Below are 17,261 nucleotides of genomic sequence, written 5' to 3'. Positions count from 1 at the left end.
CATCACACCCGCCATGAAACTGAAAATGGCCGCGTAAGTTCTACGGATGCACCCCGTTAAAAAGGGGGAGATTACCGATGGCCAAGATGGTCCAGATCTATCGTTTCTATCACAACTGGTGCGATCCAGGCGACGACAAGCAAACCCCTGCGATGCGCATCGGTCTGGCTCGTGGTCGGGTCTATGAGCGGGATTTCATGTAGTCTTGGTTTGCGGAAATGCTCAAAACCATGTGTCGCAGAACTTCATCTCCATAGTCGAGAAGAGCGTTGTTAACCCAAGTTAAAACAATACGAACATTGCCTCGTGTATAGCCTTTCTGGCTATCAATTCGATCTATCGAAATTCCATATGGGTTACATCTACCAGGGCTTCTTGATGACAGCTTGAAGGGAAGGTGTGAGATTGCGCATTTACCTGATTGTTGTCGCAGAAGGGATTTTAAGAAATCGAGATCAATATCTATCTCGCGATCCTTTTTCGCGGAACGCTCCCGAGCCTTCTTCAGTGCGCTCTTGAGCGCCTTGGTTTCATCTTCTGTAAACCGTAGGGCTTTGCCCTTTGATGCAGGGAACTTGTATTCTTCGAGAGCTTTTTCTGCTGCCTCTCGCGGGACCCGGCCCAATCGTCTTGACTTGGTGCCATCACGAATAACCCAACAACCATCATCTTTTCGGAAGTATAATCTTGGTCCAAGGCTTGGTCGCGCCATATTTCCCAGCTCCTCTTTCGGAGGAACTGGGAGTTTTCGAGGGAGGTCAAAAATCTAACATCACAATCAACATTTGCCGTAAGGGGCTGGCCACAGGGGCCGCCTTTTTATCGTGTCAGTTGCCGGAGCGCGACTGGCGCTTGCGCTCATGCGGGTCGAGGAAGCGTTTGCGCAGGCGGACGGCGTTCGGGGTCACTTCGACCAGCTCGTCATCGTTGATATAGGCAATCGCCTCTTCGAGGCTGAGCGACATCGGAGTGGTGAGGCGGACCGCTTCATCGGTGCCGGAGGCGCGGACGTTGGTCAACTTCTTGCCCTTCAGCGGGTTCACTTCGAGATCGTTGTCGCGGGAATGCTCGCCGATGATCATGCCGGTGTATACGGGTGTCTGGGCGCCGATCATCATCTTGCCGCGCTCTTCGAGGTTCCACAGCGCGTAGGCGACGGCCTCGCCGTTTTCCATGGAGATCAGAACGCCGACGCGGCGACCCGGGATCGGGCCCTTGTGTTCGGTCCAGCCGTGGAACACACGGTTGAGCACGCCTGTGCCACGGGTATCGGTGAGGAATTCGCCGTGATAGCCTATCAGGCCGCGCGACGGGACGTGCGCGATGATGCGGGTCTTGCCCGCACCGGCAGGTTTCATCTCGACCAGCTCGCCCTTGCGGGGACCGGTGAGCTTTTCGATCACGGCGCCGGTGTATTCGTCATCCACGTCGATCGTGGCTTCTTCGACGGGCTCCATCTTCTTGCCGTCCACATCCTTCATGATGACCTGCGGGCGGGAGATCGACAGTTCGAACCCTTCGCGGCGCATGTTCTCGATCAGGACGCCCATCTGCAGTTCGCCGCGACCGGAGACCTCGAAGGCCTCGCCACCGGGGGTGTCCGCGACCTTGATGGCGACGTTTGATTCCGCCTCCTTGTGCAGCCGCTCGCGGATGACGCGGGACTGCACCTTCTTGCCATCGCGGCCAGCCAGCGGGCTGTCGTTGATCCCGAACGTGACCGTGATGGTCGGCGGGTCGATCGGCTGAGCTTCGATCGGTTCATCCACGGCCAAGGCACAGATCGTATCGGCCACAGTGGCCTTCGACATACCCGCGAGCGAGACGATGTCCCCGGCAGCGGCCTCTTCGATGTCCTGCATGCCAAGGCCGCGGAAGGCCTGGATCTTGGTGACGCGGAACTGTTCGATCTTCTGGCCGATGCGGGAGAGGGCCTGGACGGTGGCGCCGACCTTGATCTTGCCGGATTCGACGCGGCCGGTGAGCAGACGACCGACAAACGCGTCGGCACCCAGCGTCGTGGCCAACATGCGGAAGTCTTCGTGCTGGTGCTTGATCTGCTTGGGGGCCGGGACATGGTTGACGATCAGCTTGAACAGCGCGTCGAGATCCTTGCGCGGACCATCGAGTTCGGCATCGGCCCAACCGTTGCGGCCCGACGCATACATGTGTGGGAAGTCAAGCTGATCTTCGTCCGCATCGAGGCTGGCGAAGAGGTCAAAGCATTCATCGAGCGCGCGGTCGGGCTCGGCGTCGGGCTTGTCGACCTTGTTGAGCACCACGATGGGGCGCAGGCCCAGGGCAAGCGCCTTGGAGGTCACGAATTTGGTCTGCGGCATCGGACCTTCGGCGGCATCGACCAGCAGCACGACGCCATCGACCATAGACAGGATCCGCTCGACTTCCCCGCCGAAATCGGCGTGGCCGGGGGTGTCGACGATGTTGATGCGCGTCGTCTTGTATTCGACCGAGGTCGGCTTGGCAAAAATCGTGATGCCGCGCTCGCGCTCCAGATCGTTGCTGTCCATGGCGCGTTCCGCCACGGCCTGGTTGGCGCGGAACGCGCCCGATTGTTTCAGAAGTTCGTCAACCAGGGTTGTTTTGCCGTGGTCAACGTGTGCGATGATCGCGATATTTCGCAGGTCCATGAATCAAGCCAGTCATATAAGGGTTGCGCGCGGCCTATAGCGCCTGAGCACAAAAGGCCAGAGGCGATGCGCCGCAGAGCAGAAAACGCCGCGTTGTGCCGCGCCGGTGTGTTCGGGGTGAAACATGGGGCGGCGGCGATTTGCTTATCGGTGGCAAGGGTTTGCCGATCACTGGCGGCTCTCGATGACTATCGCATCCGTGATTGGAACTTTTCACTCGCTTCGCTCATTTCCCCCTCAGACGGCGCGCAGTGTCAGCGAAAGCGGCCTGCGAGAATGCCGTAAACTGAAAGACCAGGAGCAGAAAATAATGAAACGCTTTATTGCACTCACCACCGGCGCGGCCCTTCTGAGCGGTGCGGCTTACGCCGGCACTCTGGAAGACCCGGTTGTCGAGAGCGCGCCGACACCCGTGACCGTGGCACCCGTCGTGCCCGTCAGCGACTGGACCGGGCCCTATGCCGGTCTGAGCTTTGGCAACCTGAGCATGGACAGCGGTGGCGTTGAAGAAGACGGCATGATCTATGGCCTGTTCGGTGGTTACGATTATGACTTCGGTCAGTTCGTCGCCGGTGCGGAACTGGAATACCAAGCTACGGACGATTTCTCGCTTGGCGGTGTGGACGTGGATGACGTCTGGCGCCTGAAAGCACGGGGCGGTTATGATGCCGGTCCGGCACTTCTCTATGCGACCGCCGGCTATGCCAAGGCAAACACGTCGATCGGCGATGCCGAAGGCGCGGTCTACGGTGTTGGCATGGATTACAAAGTGACCGAGCGATTCACCGTCGGTGCCGAGTACCTGCGCCACGATTTCAACGATATCGGCAGCACCAATATCGATGCCGAAGCCGATACGATCTCGCTGCGCGGCGCAATGCGCTTCTGATCGCCGCCGGTTTTCGGACCGGATTGTAAACGAAAGCCCGCCCGGAGCGATCCCGGCGGGCTTTTTCGTGGCGCCTCAATGTGTGGCGCTGGACGAAAACAGGTGGATCACGAGTATACCGCCGAGGATCATCGCCATGCCGAGGATCGCGGCAAGGTCGAGCTTCTGGCCGAAGACGACGAACCCGATTGCGGCGATCAAAACGATTCCAAGCCCGGACCAGATCGCATATGCGATGCCCACTGGCATGAACCGCAGGGCCTGTCCAAGCAGGTAAAACGCGGCGGCGTAGGCGATCACGACCAACAGCGAAGGCAACGGCCGGGTAAAGGCCTGGCTGGCCTGAAGGGCCGTGGTGCCGATGGTTTCCGCAAGGATTGCAAGGGCTAAGGTGAAATAGGGCATTGGGGCTCCATCGAGGTCCGGAAAGACTGGTTCAAATCTGCCCGATTTTTCTGGCGGCGACACTGACAAAAAAACATCCGCTTAACGTCCGCGCAGGAACTCCTTCCTAGAGTTGGGTGAAACTTCAACCCGTGAGGAGACAACCATGAAATCCGCTTATGCTCTAACCGCCATTCTGGCCCTGACTGCCGGAATGGCTCAAGCCGGCGAGCCGAACCCGGCGTTGCAGGGCTTCCTGAACAATGAGATCCGCGCATGGGCCGCTTCTCCGGTGCTGATTGACGCAGTCGTGGCGCAGAACAACGTTACCGCTGACTACGACGAGACGCATGTTCTCGAACTCGATCAGCAGTGGCGCGCGGAAGTCGGCGCGGCCGCTTCTCCGACGATCGATGCGGTCTTGAACAACGCGGCCTCGACCTTCCTGCGTGAGCAGGTCATCGCATCCGGAGGCGCGATTACAGAAGTCTTCCTGATGGACGCACATGGCCTGAACGTCGCCTCCTCGGGCGTGACATCCGACTACTGGCAGGGCGATGAGGCGAAATTTCAGGAAACCTATTCCGTCGGTCCGGAAGCCGTGCATTTCAGCGAGATCGAATTCGACGAATCCAGCCAAAGCTTTCAGGCGCAGATCTCCATGACGCTCACAGATTCCTCCGGTGCCGTGATCGGCGCGATGACCGTCGGGGTCAACGCAGACATGTTGATGTAATCCAACTGTCTCCGAGACGCGCGAAAAAGAAGCAGGAGGGCAAATGACCAACGAACAGCATGACGCCAAAGCTGAAGCGAAAACCGGTGACGCGGTTTCGGCCTTCAGATCCGTCTTTGTCCGAAGCGCGGCAATCATGGCCGTAACCACAATTGTGGTTGCGGGCGTGATGGCGGTGCAGTCGACCCGTCTGGCAGAGAACCTCGCGCGTCGAAACGTCATCCAGAATGCCGAAGCGTCTGCGATCAACGAGTCGGAGGCATTGGTCAATCCAATGCGCTTCAAGGCGGTCGCGAAGATCGACGAGGTTGTGACCAACGCGCGGGGCGCTGCAGGAGAGTACGGTCTTGGCGTTGTCGTCATCGATGCTGAGGGCGCAATCCTCGCAGAGGATACAGTCGACGCATCGTTGCAAACGACTTTGGCGGGGCTGGCAATGCAGGCGCTCGACTCCGATGGGGTCGTGACTGCAGGCGACAATCTTTATACCGCCCGGGCCGTGCGCGCAGAGCCTGGTCAGCCGCCTCTGGGCGCGATTGCAGTCGCGTTTACCGATGGCCCCGCCATGGCGCATGTCATGGGGGAAAAGATCTCCATAGCACTTTGGGCCCTAGGCATCTTTGCCGGCATGATGGTGCTGACAATGGTGCTGTTGCGCCGGTTTCTCGGGATCCCGCTTAACAATCTCGGGCAAGCCATCGCTCGAGTATCCGAGGGGGATTATGACAGCGAGATCTCCATGGTGTCCCGTGACGACGAACTTGGCCGCATCGCACGCCACCTGCACAGCCTGACGACGCGACTTCGGATCGCACGGCAGGCTGAGGAAGAGCGCATAGAGAAACAGGAAGCACAGGTCGCCGTCGTCCGTCACCTTGCTAATGGTTTGGACAAATTGGCGGATGGTGCGCTCAACCATGAAATCTCCGAGCGGTTTCCCGGCGAGTACGAGGCACTGCGCGAGAATTTCAACCGCGCCGTCGGAACATTGCGCAGCGCCATTTCGAATGTGTCGGACAACGCCGGGAATATCCTGAGCAGCGCCAATGAAATCGCGCGCGCTTCGGACGATCTTTCGCAGCGCACTGAAACCCAGGCTGCGACGCTCGAAGAAACTGCGGCCGCGCTGGAGGAAATGCTGACCACGGTTCAGCAGGCTGCGAACCGGGCCAAGGATGCGAATTTGTCGGTTCGAACAGTTCGTGAAACTGCGCTCAACAATGGCGAGGTCATGCAGGAGGCGGTCGGCGCCATGGGCGCGATCGAAAAAAGCTCGGAAAAGATTGGTGAGATCATCACCGTCATCGACGACATCGCTTTTCAGACCAATCTTCTGGCTCTGAACGCCGGGGTCGAGGCGGCCCGAGCCGGCGAATCAGGCAAGGGGTTTGCTGTGGTGGCCTCTGAAGTGCGCAACCTGGCTCAACGCAGCGCCGAGGCCGCACAGCAGATCAAGGAACTGATCGACGACTCCACCGGTCAGGTCAAGGACGGTGTCCATCTGGTGCAGCGCGCCGGTGTGGCATTGCAGGACGTGGTCGGTCAGGTCGCAACGATTTCCGACCTGATGGCTGAGATCGCCGCTGGCGCCGGTGAGCAGGCGGAAGGTCTCAACGAGATCAACAGCGGCGTCAGTAATCTTGACCGCGTTACTCAGCAGAACGCGGCCATGGTCGAACAGACAACTGCCGCGGCCCATATGCTGCGCGAGGATGCCAACGAGTTGAGCGGCGTGGTTGGAAAATTTGTCTTCGTCGATGAAACGCCATCTTCTGCCGCAATTTTAGCCGAGACGTTAGACCCTGACAAGACCAAAGCAGGCAGGATCGAAGACGCGGCATGACCTACATGTGGGCCCCGTCGTATAACGCGGCGGGGCTTGCGGGCTTGTTCACATTTCTTTCAAGAGAGCATCAACCAAACCGGGCAGGTCGGAAAAGACCGAAAAACTCCGACGATGCGGCAATTCAACGACCGGCGTCTTGCGGTAGCCTTCGGTAAAAAGAAAGAATGGAACAGCGGCGCGATACGCGGTTTCCGCATCGACTTCGCTGTCGCCGACATAAATCATCTGCCCTTCTCCGAGCGCTTCAAAGGCTGCGTGCAGCGGTGCGGGATCGGGTTTGCGTTGGCTCAGTGTATCGCCGCCGATGATACTATCAAATCCTGTCATGCCCACTCGCTCAAGAATGGTGCGTGCGGGCGCTTCTGGCTTGTTGGTACAAATCGCCAGCCTATGTCCTGATGTTTTCAAAGCTTTCAAAGCGTCCAGAGTGCCTGAATATGGACTCGTCAACCGTCCGTTGACAGCATCGTAATGCTGCATCAACCGCGCCGTGATCTTGGGGTGGTGAGCGGGTGCAATCCCGCTTTGCTCCATCACGAGTTTGGCAAGATGGGGCAGGCCGTTTCCTATGAAAGAAGTGACGGTTGCAATGTCGAGGGGCGCAAGCCCTTGTTCTTGGAGCAAAAGAGAAACGGCGAGATGGATGTCCGGAACAGAATCGATCAAGGTTCCATCGAGGTCAAAGACGATGCGGGCACTCATGCGTTGTCCTTTGGGTCGAGCCGTCGATAGACGGGAGTGGGTATTATTTGGTACCGGGATCCGGCCATTCCTGTCTTGGCGCGCTTGGCTGAAGGCGGTTTTGGTTGTCTTGTCTGAGATATCGACAAAGACCGGGTCCTTCAATTCGAGGTCTAAAGCAAGAAAGATGTTCAACCTCCGTCGAGACCGTTGACGAGACTTATCCTGCTCACGGTACTCTTTGAGGTTCATTGTGTGTTTGAACTGACGTGTTCTCTCGCAGATCCGGAGAGCCTCTTGGTTTTGTCCAGAGGTTCTGTTGTTTGACTTGGTTGCGAAATGAACACCTTGCGTTAAAGCTTTGCCGCTAATCCTTTCTGCGACGCGATGCGCAAAAAGGAATGGCCATGAAATTGGGATTCGTCTCTGACAGTCTCGGGGCGCTGTGTTTCGATGATATGCTTGATCATGCTGTGCGCCTTGGTATGTCGGGAGTGGAGATGAACGCAGGGGGCTGGTCCACGGCGCCCCATCTAAATCTGGCTGAGCTGCTTGGTAGCGCCCAGGCGCGCGCGAGATTTCTAGACGCTTTCACATCCCGCGGTCTCGAAATCGCGAGCTTGAATGCGAATGGCAATCCACTTCATCCCATGGATCGGAGCCAGGCGGATTGCCTTGTGGATACGATCCGGCTTGCGGGCGCGCTCGGCGTCAAAACGGTCTGTACGATGTCTGGACTTCCTGCGGGCAGTCCGACGGATGAGCAACCCAACTGGATCGTCAGCAGTTGGCCGCCTGAAACGCGCGCCATGTTGCAATATCAGTGGGAAGATGTGCTGTTTCCATTCTGGACCGGAATTGCGGCGTTGGCCCGTGAGAACGGGGTGGACCGTATCGCATTGGAATTGCACGGAAATCAATGCGTTTATAACGTTCCATCAATGCTGCAACTGCGCGACGCCGTTGGCCCGGTCGTGGGAGCAAACCTCGATCCGTCGCACCTGTTCTGGATGGGCGCAGATCCTTTGGCGGCGGCGGAGGTCTTGGGAGAGGCTGTCTATCACGTGCACGCGAAAGACACGCTGATCAACGCCCCGGTGCAAGCGTTGACCTCTCTTTTGGACAGTGGATCGCTGGAGGATCTTCCTGCGCGGTCGTGGAGTTATGTTACTCTCGGGATCGGCCACGGCGCGGAATGGTGGCGACAATTCTGTTACCGTCTTCGGATGGTCGGATACGAGGGTTGGCTCTGCATCGAGCATGAGGACATGATGCTGAATTCCATCGAAGGACTGGAAAAATCCGTTGCCATTTTGAAGGATGTCATGCCGGTGCTGCCACCGGATTTCGAGCCGCAGGATATTTGATCAGCCAAGCTCCAGCGTCGCGGTCGCGTAGAACGCCGGGCGTGGGAGTTGCGGCAGCAGTGGGCGATACATTCGGGCGGTCTCAAAGACTGGCGTAAAGCCACGTTCGATGAGCAGGGCGCTCAGCGGCGCGGCGGTGTCCGGAATGTCGATATAGACGCTTTCCGTTGCCATATTTTGCGGAACCGCTGCGAGGAGGGCGGCTGCTTCAGGGGCAGAGGAGGCGTAGAACGGGCCGATCTTTATGCCTTCATGGCAGGTTCGATAGGTTGCAAACCCACGGTCTTCCGGAAGAGACAGGGTCATGCGAGTCTGGGTGTTTGAGAACCAACGCGTCGCAAATCGGTTGCGCGACACGCCGCAGGCCCGAGTGTCGAGGTGGCAAAGCCGGTCGAGGTCTTGCGCCGCTGCGAGACGAACTGACGAGGCGGCCGAGCGGTCCAACCGTCCATGATATCGCACGGTCTTGCCCGCGAGTTTGAACCCGGACCGGGCGTAGTTGGCCTGCTGCGCGGGCACACCGTCGAGGCCGATGGTTCGACGTCCGGCGTGCGCGATGCCAGCGGCCCAGACGTCCAGCCCATGCCCTTTCCCGCGCGCTTGGGGTGTGGCGATGTAGAGGCCAAGGAAGGCAAAATCGGCTGTGTGGTTGATAACGGAGATCGCCGCGACGGGCGTGCCGTCGACTTCCTTGAGGAAAAATCCGTCTGGATCTGACTCGTAAAACGCCTCTGCGTCGTCCAATCCCGGGTTCCAGCCTTCAACTGCGGCCCAATCGAGCAGGCGCCTTACATCAGGCAGGCTCATGCGACGGACGGTCATTGGCTCAGCGCTTCTTTCAACGACAGGGGTGTTTCGGTCTGCGCTCGAAGGTCCAGCGCCGTGTGCAGATCGACCAGGTGAGAATGCATCAGTTCTTCGGCAGCCTGTCCATCGTGTTCGGCGATGGCGCTGATCAGGGCGTGATGCGCGTGGCTCTCGCAAAGGGCGCTTTCGCGGCGCCAATACAGCGCAATGATCAATGACGAGCGTGCGATCAGAGTTTCGATGAAACCGGCGATGGTGGCCTGATCGGCGATGCGGGAAATCTCGATATGAAAAAGGCCAGACAAATGCAGCGCGCGGCCGTGATCGCCGGCGCGGATTGCCTCGTGCTCCTGCTCGATGTGTTTATGAAGGCGCGCTACATCGTCCTCTGTCGCATGTGCGGCAGCACTGCGCGCGGTCCGCGGTTCCAACAGTTCGCGAGCTTCGAAGACCTCATGCGCCTCCGTCGGGGAAGGCTGCGCGACAAAGGCGCCCCGATTGCGGCGAATGTCGACCAATTGGATATGAGACAGACTTTGCAGCGCAGTGCGCACAATGGTGCGTGAGACCCCGTAAATCTCGGCCAGCTCGTCCTCCCCGAGTTTTGTACCCGGTGCGATACGGCGTTCGTGAATGGCCAGAGACAGGGCCCGGGCAACGATTTCGCTGGAGGCAGAAGGTTTCATACCGGTCACTTCATACTAACGTTGGCGGCGTCTTGCCGGGAATCAGATGTGGCAGAGCGCGCGCATCCGGACAAGTATGGCCTCGAATGTCGGCAATGCTTTGCACTATTGTATACAATCTACTGATTATTTTTCAGACAATATACGTTTATGTTGCATAAATTATGACCAATCTGATGCACGACGCACACCGGTAGCGCTGCTTTTGATAGCGGCGAGCCGGTTTTCGCTGCTCCGATGTTTGAAACGCAGCGGAGTGGACCATGACAGCGAACGCAACCAAGCAGGATCTTGAACTGGTTTCGGTAACGAAGCGCTATGGCGATGCACTGGCGGTCGACGCCATCAACCATCACTTCAAACACGCGTCCTACACGTGCCTTCTGGGCCCGTCCGGATGTGGAAAGTCGTCCACTCTGCGCATGATCGCCGGACACGAGAGTGTCAGTGATGGCTCTATCCTGTTGGCAGGACGTGATATTTCCCATTTGCCACCGGCGCGGCGCGGCACGGCGATGATGTTCCAGAGCTATGCTTTGTTTCCGCATCTGACAGTGCTCGACAATGTGGCCTTCAGCCAGAAGATGGCCGGGATCGACGCGCCGACGCGGCGGAAAAAGGCTGCGGAAATGCTCGAACTCGTGGATCTTGGTGCGTTGTCTGACCGGCTGCCAGATCAGTTGTCCGGGGGACAGCAACAGCGGGTCGCGCTGGCGCGCGCGCTGATCACACGGCCGCAGGTCCTGTTGCTGGACGAGCCGCTTTCGGCTCTGGACCCGTTCCTGCGCATCCGGATGCGGGCGGAGCTGAAAAAACTGCAGCGTGAACTGGGGATCAGTTTCATTCACGTCACACACGGGCAGGACGAAGCGCTGGCGCTGGCTGACGAGGTGGTGGTGATGAACAACGCCTTGATCGAACAGGCTGGTCCGGCGCGAGAGGTGTTTAATGCACCGAAAACGGCGTTTGTTGCACGATTCATGGGGGGACATAACGTCCTGGCGTTGCCCGATGGACATTTTGCGATCCGCGCCGATGCGCTGGATCTGGGCGCTGCGGGGCAGGGGCGGCAGGACGCCACCGTCACCGGTATCGAGTATCAGGGCACCCATGTGAGCATCGCCGCAAAGATCGCGGGCGATCAGGAGGTCATCGTGATGATGCCCGACGCACGCTTTTTCGACAATCCGACAAACCCGGGCGAGACGGTCGGCCTGATCTGGGAAGACACGCATCTACACAGGCTGACAGCATAATCAACCCTCTGCACTGCAAAGATAAAACCAGGTGGAGACCAACATGGAGACACAGCAATGACCACGATTTCCAGACGCAATGTTCTCAAGGGCGGCGCCGCCTTTGCTGCGGGCAGCACCCTTGGCGCGCCGATGATCTGGGCGCAGAACATCAAGGACGTCACACTGCGCCAGTTCGGCACGGGCGTGTCGAACCTCAACGAAGTGGCGCAGAAGGTTAAGGAAGACCTTGGCTTCACGCTGGAGATGACCGCGCTCGATTCCGACAGCGTCACGCAGCGCGCCGCGACCCAGCCCGACAGCTTTGACATCGCCGATATCGAGTACTGGATCTGCAAAAAGGTCTGGCCGACCGGCAACCTACAGGCGATGGACACCTCGAAGATCAAGAATTACGACAAGATCGTCGGCATCTTCCGAGACGGCAAGCTCACGCCAGACAGCGAGATCGCCCAAGGCACCGCGCCGCACACCGTCGGCTTTACGTCCGGTCCGGATGGGACCGATTTCGTGCAGGAAGAGTCCGGTTGGATGACGCTCATCCCGACGATCTACAACGCCGACACTTTGGGCATTCGTCCCGACCTGATCGGCCGCCCGATCAAGAACTGGTCCGAGCTGCTGAACCCGGAGTTCAAGGGCAAGGCGTCGATCCTGGACATTTCGTCGATCGGTATCATGGACATGGCGATGGTCGTGGAGTCGATGGGCGAGTATACCTATGCCGACAAGGGCAACATGACCCGTGAAGAGATTGATCTGACGATGAAAATCTTCACCGAAGCCAAACAGAACGGCCAGTTCCGCGCCTTCTGGAAATCGTTCGACGAAAGCGTCAACCTGATGGCCTCGGGCGAGGTGGTGATCCAGTCGATGTGGTCGCCGGCGATTACGGCTGTGAAATCCAAGGGCATTCCATGCGTGTACCAGCCGCTCGAAGAGGGGTATCGCTCCTGGGGTGGCGGCATCGGCTTGTCGAAATCGCTGACCGGGCTGGAGCGCGATGCGGCCTATGAATACATCAACTGGTATCTCGACGGTTGGGTCGGCGGGTTCCTGATGCGCCAAGGATATTACTCTGCCGTGCCGGAAACCTCCAAGGCGTATATGTCCGAAAACGAATGGGGCTATTGGTTCGAGGGTAAGGAAGCCACCGATACCATCACCAACCCGTTCGGCGACGCGCTGGCGCAGTCGGGTGACATCCGCGACGGCGGGTCGTTTGAAGAGCGCATGGGATCGGTCGCCTGCTGGAACTCTGTCATGGACGAGAACCAGTATATGGTTCGCAAGTGGAACGAGTTCATCGCGTCGTGATGACCTAAGGCGGGGGGCTGTCTGCCCCCCGTGCAGCCCTCGAAGGCTCTTGCCGAGCCTTCGCCGCGTCGCGGACCGGGCTGCTCCCCCCGAGGATATTTTGACAGAGAAGAAGGGAAGGCGGCGTGCAACTGAACCGTCAAGTGACCGGTTGGCTTATGGTCTCGCCGCTGATGGCGGTCCTGCTGGCGTTCCTCGTTTTGCCGATCATCATGATCGTCATCGTCAGCTTCTGGCAGGCGACCGAGTTTTCCATCATCCCGGCCTTCGATTTCGAGAATTACGAATTTCTCTTCGGCTCGCCAGTGACTTACAAGGTGTTTTTCAATACCTTCAAATATGCCGCGATCACCTGGGTCTTTACCCTCGCGATCGGCTTTACGGTTGCCTATTTCCTCGCATTCCACGTGCGGAGCCTGACATGGCAGATCGCGCTCTTTCTGCTGTGTACGATCCCGTTCTGGACTTCGAATATCATTCGGATGATCTCCTGGATCCCGTTCCTGGGCCGCAATGGCATCGCAAATTCGGCCCTGCTTTCGTGGGGGGTGATCGACGAGCCGGTGGAATGGCTTTTGTTCAGCGATTTCGCGGTGATCCTTGCCTTTGTTCATCTTTATACGCTGTTCATGGTCGTGCCGATCTTCAACACCATGATGCGCATCGACAAGAGCCTGATCGAGGCCGCACGCGATGCCGGGGCGAATGGCGCGCAGATCCTGTGGAATGTCATCATCCCGCTCACGAAGCCCGGTATCATGATCGGTACGATTTTCGTGGTGACGCTTGTGATGGGCGATTTCATCACCGTGCGCTTCATGTCCGGCAGCCAGTCCGCAAACGTCGGGCGGCTGATATCCAATGACATTGCCTTGCTCGCCTATCCCTCGGCCTCGGCCACGGCGGTTGTGCTGCTGTGCACCGTGCTGATCGTGATCGGCATCCTGCTGCGCTTTGTCGATATTCGTAAGGAGCTTTGAGCCATGGAACCGCGTCCGAGATCTTTCTATGTCCTGTCGGCCTTCTTTGCGCTGTTCTTGCTGTTTCTTTATGGCCCGACGTTGACCATTGGTATTCTGTCGTTTCAAGGCCCGCAGGGCGGGCTGACCTTTCCGATGAACGGCGTGTCGTTGCACTGGTTCCGCGATCTGTTCGAGCAGCAGGCCGTGGGGGACATCTGGGGCAGTTTCCGACGCTCGCTTGCGCTTGGCCTCATGGTCATGGTGACGACCGTCGTTGTCTCCGTCATGGGCGGCCTTGCCTTTCGCAAGCGGTTCAGGGGCTCGGGCGTCGTGTTTTATCTGATCATTACGAGCCTCGTGATCCCGTCGATCCTGATCTCGCTTGGCGTTGGCCTGATCTTTTCCCAGGGTGGCCTGCCGGTGCATTGGGCGACCTCCGGTTTCGGCGCGCAGCTGACCTGGACGCTGCCCTTTGGTCTGCTGATCATGTTTGCCGTCTTCAACCGTTTTGACAAAAGCTATGAGGAGGCGGCGCGCGATCTGGGCGCGACGCCGTGGCAGACGCTGCGCCATGTGGTGATCCCGATCATCGCGCCGTCGCTGATCGGGGTGGCGCTGTTTGGCTTTACCCTCAGCTATGACGAATTCGCCCGGACGCTGTTGACCGCCGGAAGCTATAATACGCTGCCGTTGGAGATTTTCGGTATGACGACGAATGTGACCTCGCCGGTGCTTTATGCGCTGGGGACGTTGACCACGCTGTTCTCGCTCGTGCTGATCGGGGTTTTCCTTGGCATTGCCTTCTTCAGCGGGCGGCGCAAGGCAAAGGCCGGATCGGACAAGGGCAAGGGCTTGGTATGATCACGCTCATCAATCCCAACAGTACCGTTGCGATGACGGAGAGCATGCTGCGGGTCGCGCGGCAGGTGGCGCCGGGTGTCTTGATCCAGGGGCTCACCAATCATGGCGGTCCGGCGGCGATCCAGGGGGCGGACGACGGCGCAGCGGCGGTGCCGCCGATGCTGGAGGTGGTGGAACAGGCGGCGCAAACCGGCACGCAGGCGATCATCATCGGCTGCTTCGACGATACCGGCCTTGATGAGGCGCGGGCGCTGGTGGGCTGTCCGGTGCTGGGCATCGGCCAGGCGGCCTATCTCACTGCGCTGGCCGTTGGCGCGCGGTTCTCCGTGGTGACGACGCTTTCGGTGTCGGTGCCGGTGCTGCAGGAGAATATCCAGCGCTATGGCCTCGGGGCGCATCTGGGGCGGGTGCGGGCCAGCGACGTGCCGGTTCTGGCTCTCGAACACGATCCCGAAGGCGCGACGCAAAAGGTGCTGGACGAGGTACGCCGGGCCGAGGCAGAGGACGGTGTGCAAAGCGTCGTGCTCGGCTGTGGCGGCATGGTCGATATCGCGGCGCGGGCCGGGCAGGGCAGCTCGGTTCGGATGATCGACGGGGTGCGCGCCGCCGTTGCGATGGCGGCCGCGCTCTGAGGCCCCTTACATGGGCGGGCAGGTTGGCCTATAATCAAGGCATGACCCATGTCCTTGCCCCTTTCTTCGTTCTTGCCATGCTTGCCGCGCCGGTTATGGCGCAGGAGCCGGAGGAGAACGGTCCGAGCCTGATGGAAGAGGGGATGAAGCTCTTCATGCGCGGGCTGATGACAGAGATGGAGCCGGCGCTCAAGGAACTCGAAGGCATGGCCGAAGAGGCCCGGCCGTTTCTGGATGATTTTGCCAGGGAAATGGGTCCGGCGCTGCGCGATCTGATGGGCCAGGTGCAGGACTGGTCCGCCTATCACCCGCCGGAAATGCTGCCGAACGGTGATATCATACTGCGCAAGAAAACGCCGGACGCGGTGGAAACCCCCGAGGGTGAAGAGATCGAGCTTTGAGGCGGGGTGGCGCGTCTGGCGCAGCACGGCCCCTTTGATGCGCTGAAAGCCTGCGCAGGCGTTACTCCTGCTCCGTCTCCGTGATCAGCATATCGACGGTTTCAGCGCCAAGAGAGCTTGCCAGGGAGGTGAAGCGCGATTGCGTGACCTCGCCATAGAGCGGCGCCGCATCTTCGGAGAGGTGGAGGCAGAGGCGTTTGGTCCAGGTGTCCCAGCTCAGGCGCGCCTTGTCCTGGCCAGCGTCGGTCATCCAGAGCATCGCGCCAAGGCGCATGGCCTTTCCGAGCACTTCGGCCTCCGTCACGTCCGACTCTTTGAGAAGGCTGTACATGTCCTCGAAATGCGTGCCTTCGCGTTTGTTGCGATAGCGGTGCAGCAGGGCGAGGCCAAGGTAGATGCGTTCCGAATGCGTCAGCCCGCCAAGGTTCGCGCGGGTCGAATTATCAAAACAGAACTCCGCCCGGTAATCGGGATGCGCCCGCCAGCTGACGTCATGCAAGAGGCAGGCGGCGCGCACGATGCGCAGACGCGAGGCATCGGCGTCGGCAAAGAGCGGCAGTACGAATTTGTAGAGCTTGCGCCCGAACCCGGGAAGCCGGGCGTCCTTGCTTTCGGCAAATCGGCAGGCCTCGATCAGCGGATCGCGTTCGCGCACTTCCTGCGGCATTTGTTCGTAAAGCAGGCCCTCGCGGATACCATAGCTTGAAATCGCGATGTCATGCGGTTTGAAGGTCTTGATCAGCCGCGCCAGGACTTCGGCTGCATAGGGTACAAGCTCCATCCGTGCCGAGGAAATCGAGCAGGCCTTGCGCAATTCTTCGAGATCCGACCCTTCGATGAACGTCAGCGTATCGGTCACTGCTTGCACATCCATGCGATATTCATGCAGCACGTGCAGCGGGTAGCCGCGGCGTTCCATGTCGATCCGGGCAATCGCGCGCCAGCTGCCGCCGACAAGGAACAGGCGGTCGCGTTGCGCGCCAAGGGCGTTGCCGAGATCCTTGATGATCGTCTTGATGTGCGCCTTGCGCGCCTCCGCGCCACCCTCCATATCCTTGAATTTCAGGGGGCCAAGCGGCGAGGTGACGCATTTTCCGACGACGCCTTCGTGAATCTCGGCCAGCTCCATCGACGAGCCGCCAATGTCACAGATCAGGCCGTAGGCGCCGGGCCATCCCAGCAAAACCCCCTGCGCCGACAGCCGCGCTTCCTCTTCGCCGTCGATGACGTGGATCTTGAGGCCCGTGGCCGCTTCAAGCTCTTCGCGGAAAGCCGGGCCGTCCTTGGCGTCGCGCATTGCGGCGGTGGCCACAACCGTGAGCGTGGGCAGTTCCATGCCATCGGCGAGCAGCTTGAAGCGTTTCATGGCCGACAGCGCGCGCGCCTTTCCTTCGGGGTTGAGAACGCCGCTTTCCGACATGCCCGCGCCGAGGCCGCACATGACCTTTTCGTTGTAGAAATAGGCGGGACTGCGGGCTGCACCGTCAAAGACCACGAGCCGGACAGAGTTCGATCCGATATCCACGACGCCGACCCGTTTCAGGTGCCGCGCCTTGGGATCGTCGAAAATCGGGCGCCCAAATGGCCCCCAGTCGTGATGGTCCGGATCTGTCATTGCATCCATGGTCATCCCCAAAGTCACCCTGTGCCGGAATGGCCCATTCGGTCAAGCAGGAGCAAGGGGGGAGTGGCGGAGAATTGCTTGACCTAACGTCAATTTTGCAAATCAACCCTACCCGGTCGGGGCTGGCTTCCCATCGTGCGGGCCGCGCAGGGGCGCAGAAAACA

At 59.4% G+C, this 17,261-nt stretch carries 18 protein-coding genes; 11 read left to right on the top strand and 7 right to left on the bottom strand.

The features are described from left to right. The first annotated feature begins 77 nt into the window (after window positions 1-77). Window positions 78-203, top strand: coding sequence for a hypothetical protein (locus tag ACN2XU_RS15800; RefSeq protein WP_419411412.1), 126 nt, complete (start codon window positions 78-80; stop codon window positions 201-203). Here ACN2XU_RS15800 and ACN2XU_RS15795 read toward each other — a convergent pair. Together ACN2XU_RS15795 and typA are read right to left on the bottom strand one after the other, a co-directional pair. Next, window positions 182-712: a hypothetical protein gene (locus ACN2XU_RS15795; RefSeq protein ID WP_419411411.1), complete on the bottom strand. Its 531-nt coding sequence runs from the start codon at window positions 710-712 to the stop codon at window positions 182-184. The two genes, ACN2XU_RS15800 and ACN2XU_RS15795, sit on opposite strands and share 22 nt — an antisense overlap. Before the next feature lie 115 nt (window positions 713-827). Then, window positions 828-2,648 carry a translational GTPase TypA gene (gene typA, locus ACN2XU_RS15790; protein ID WP_419411410.1) on the bottom strand — a complete coding sequence of 607 codons (1,821 nt, stop codon included), beginning with the start codon at window positions 2,646-2,648 and terminating at the stop codon, window positions 828-830. 310 nt (window positions 2,649-2,958) lie between these two features. Between typA and ACN2XU_RS15785 the strand changes: the two genes are divergently transcribed. After that, the gene (locus tag ACN2XU_RS15785) at window positions 2,959-3,537 is read left to right on the top strand and encodes an outer membrane protein (protein ID WP_419411409.1); all 579 of its coding nucleotides are present in this window, start codon (window positions 2,959-2,961) and stop codon (window positions 3,535-3,537) included. A 75-nt stretch (window positions 3,538-3,612) separates the two neighbouring features. Here the strand turns inward: ACN2XU_RS15785 and ACN2XU_RS15780 are convergent, their stop codons facing one another. After that, on the bottom strand, window positions 3,613-3,942 hold the full coding sequence (locus ACN2XU_RS15780; protein WP_419411408.1) for an SMR family transporter: 330 nt from the start codon (window positions 3,940-3,942) through the stop codon (window positions 3,613-3,615). 145 nt (window positions 3,943-4,087) lie between these two features. Between ACN2XU_RS15780 and ACN2XU_RS15775 the strand changes: the two genes are divergently transcribed. Both ACN2XU_RS15775 and ACN2XU_RS15770 read left to right on the top strand, forming a co-directional pair. Further along, window positions 4,088-4,657, top strand: coding sequence for a hypothetical protein (locus tag ACN2XU_RS15775; RefSeq protein ID WP_419411407.1), 570 nt, complete (start codon window positions 4,088-4,090; stop codon window positions 4,655-4,657). Between the two features lie 43 nt (window positions 4,658-4,700). Beyond that, window positions 4,701-6,500: a methyl-accepting chemotaxis protein gene (locus ACN2XU_RS15770; RefSeq protein ID WP_419411406.1), complete on the top strand. Its 1,800-nt coding sequence runs from the start codon at window positions 4,701-4,703 to the stop codon at window positions 6,498-6,500. Between the two features lie 48 nt (window positions 6,501-6,548). Here the strand turns inward: ACN2XU_RS15770 and gph are convergent, their stop codons facing one another. Next, a complete protein-coding gene (gene gph, locus ACN2XU_RS15765) occupies window positions 6,549-7,205 on the bottom strand; it encodes a phosphoglycolate phosphatase (protein WP_419411418.1) in 657 nt (218 codons plus the stop codon). 386 nt (window positions 7,206-7,591) lie between these two features. Between gph and ACN2XU_RS15760 the strand changes: the two genes are divergently transcribed. Continuing rightward, complete coding sequence (locus ACN2XU_RS15760; protein ID WP_419411405.1) at window positions 7,592-8,551, top strand: sugar phosphate isomerase/epimerase family protein; 960 nt, start codon at window positions 7,592-7,594, stop codon at window positions 8,549-8,551. Here the strand turns inward: ACN2XU_RS15760 and ACN2XU_RS15755 are convergent, their stop codons facing one another. Further along, entirely contained in the window at window positions 8,552-9,373 is an 822-nt protein-coding gene (locus ACN2XU_RS15755) for a GNAT family N-acetyltransferase (RefSeq protein WP_419411404.1), read from the bottom strand. It lies immediately after the preceding gene. Further along, window positions 9,370-10,044 (bottom strand): GntR family transcriptional regulator, encoded by a 675-nt coding sequence (locus ACN2XU_RS15750; protein ID WP_419411403.1) that lies wholly within the window; start codon window positions 10,042-10,044, stop codon window positions 9,370-9,372. The genes ACN2XU_RS15755 and ACN2XU_RS15750 overlap by 4 nt, the downstream gene beginning before the upstream one ends. 263 nt (window positions 10,045-10,307) lie before the next feature. On the opposite strand from ACN2XU_RS15750, the gene ACN2XU_RS15745 reads away from it, so the two are divergent. From ACN2XU_RS15745 to ACN2XU_RS15720, 6 genes are all read left to right on the top strand, one after another. After that, complete coding sequence (locus ACN2XU_RS15745; RefSeq protein ID WP_419411402.1) at window positions 10,308-11,300, top strand: ABC transporter ATP-binding protein; 993 nt, start codon at window positions 10,308-10,310, stop codon at window positions 11,298-11,300. Window positions 11,301-11,357: 57 nt separating this feature from the next. Further along, window positions 11,358-12,617: an ABC transporter substrate-binding protein gene (locus ACN2XU_RS15740; RefSeq protein WP_419411401.1), complete on the top strand. Its 1,260-nt coding sequence runs from the start codon at window positions 11,358-11,360 to the stop codon at window positions 12,615-12,617. Between the two features lie 158 nt (window positions 12,618-12,775). After that, on the top strand, window positions 12,776-13,597 hold the full coding sequence (locus ACN2XU_RS15735) for an ABC transporter permease (protein ID WP_419411417.1): 822 nt from the start codon (window positions 12,776-12,778) through the stop codon (window positions 13,595-13,597). A gap of 3 nt (window positions 13,598-13,600) precedes the next feature. Further along, window positions 13,601-14,440, top strand: a complete 840-nt coding sequence (locus ACN2XU_RS15730) for an ABC transporter permease (protein ID WP_419411400.1) — start codon at window positions 13,601-13,603, stop codon at window positions 14,438-14,440. Further along, window positions 14,437-15,072: an aspartate/glutamate racemase family protein gene (locus tag ACN2XU_RS15725; RefSeq protein ID WP_419411399.1), complete on the top strand. Its 636-nt coding sequence runs from the start codon at window positions 14,437-14,439 to the stop codon at window positions 15,070-15,072. Before ACN2XU_RS15730 ends, ACN2XU_RS15725 begins: the two co-directional genes overlap by 4 nt. Before the next feature lie 41 nt (window positions 15,073-15,113). After that, window positions 15,114-15,473 (top strand): hypothetical protein, encoded by a 360-nt coding sequence (locus ACN2XU_RS15720; protein ID WP_419411398.1) that lies wholly within the window; start codon window positions 15,114-15,116, stop codon window positions 15,471-15,473. A gap of 61 nt (window positions 15,474-15,534) precedes the next feature. Here ACN2XU_RS15720 and ACN2XU_RS15715 read toward each other — a convergent pair whose 3' ends face one another. Further along, window positions 15,535-17,097, bottom strand: a complete 1,563-nt coding sequence (locus tag ACN2XU_RS15715; RefSeq protein WP_419411397.1) for a Ppx/GppA family phosphatase — start codon at window positions 17,095-17,097, stop codon at window positions 15,535-15,537. Window positions 17,098-17,261: the final 164 nt, after the last annotated feature.

This window comes from Pacificoceanicola niger (assembly GCF_048553275.1).
Lineage (GTDB): Bacteria > Pseudomonadota > Alphaproteobacteria > Rhodobacterales > Rhodobacteraceae > Pacificoceanicola.
This window is presented reverse-complemented; position numbering and strand designations above follow the sequence as displayed.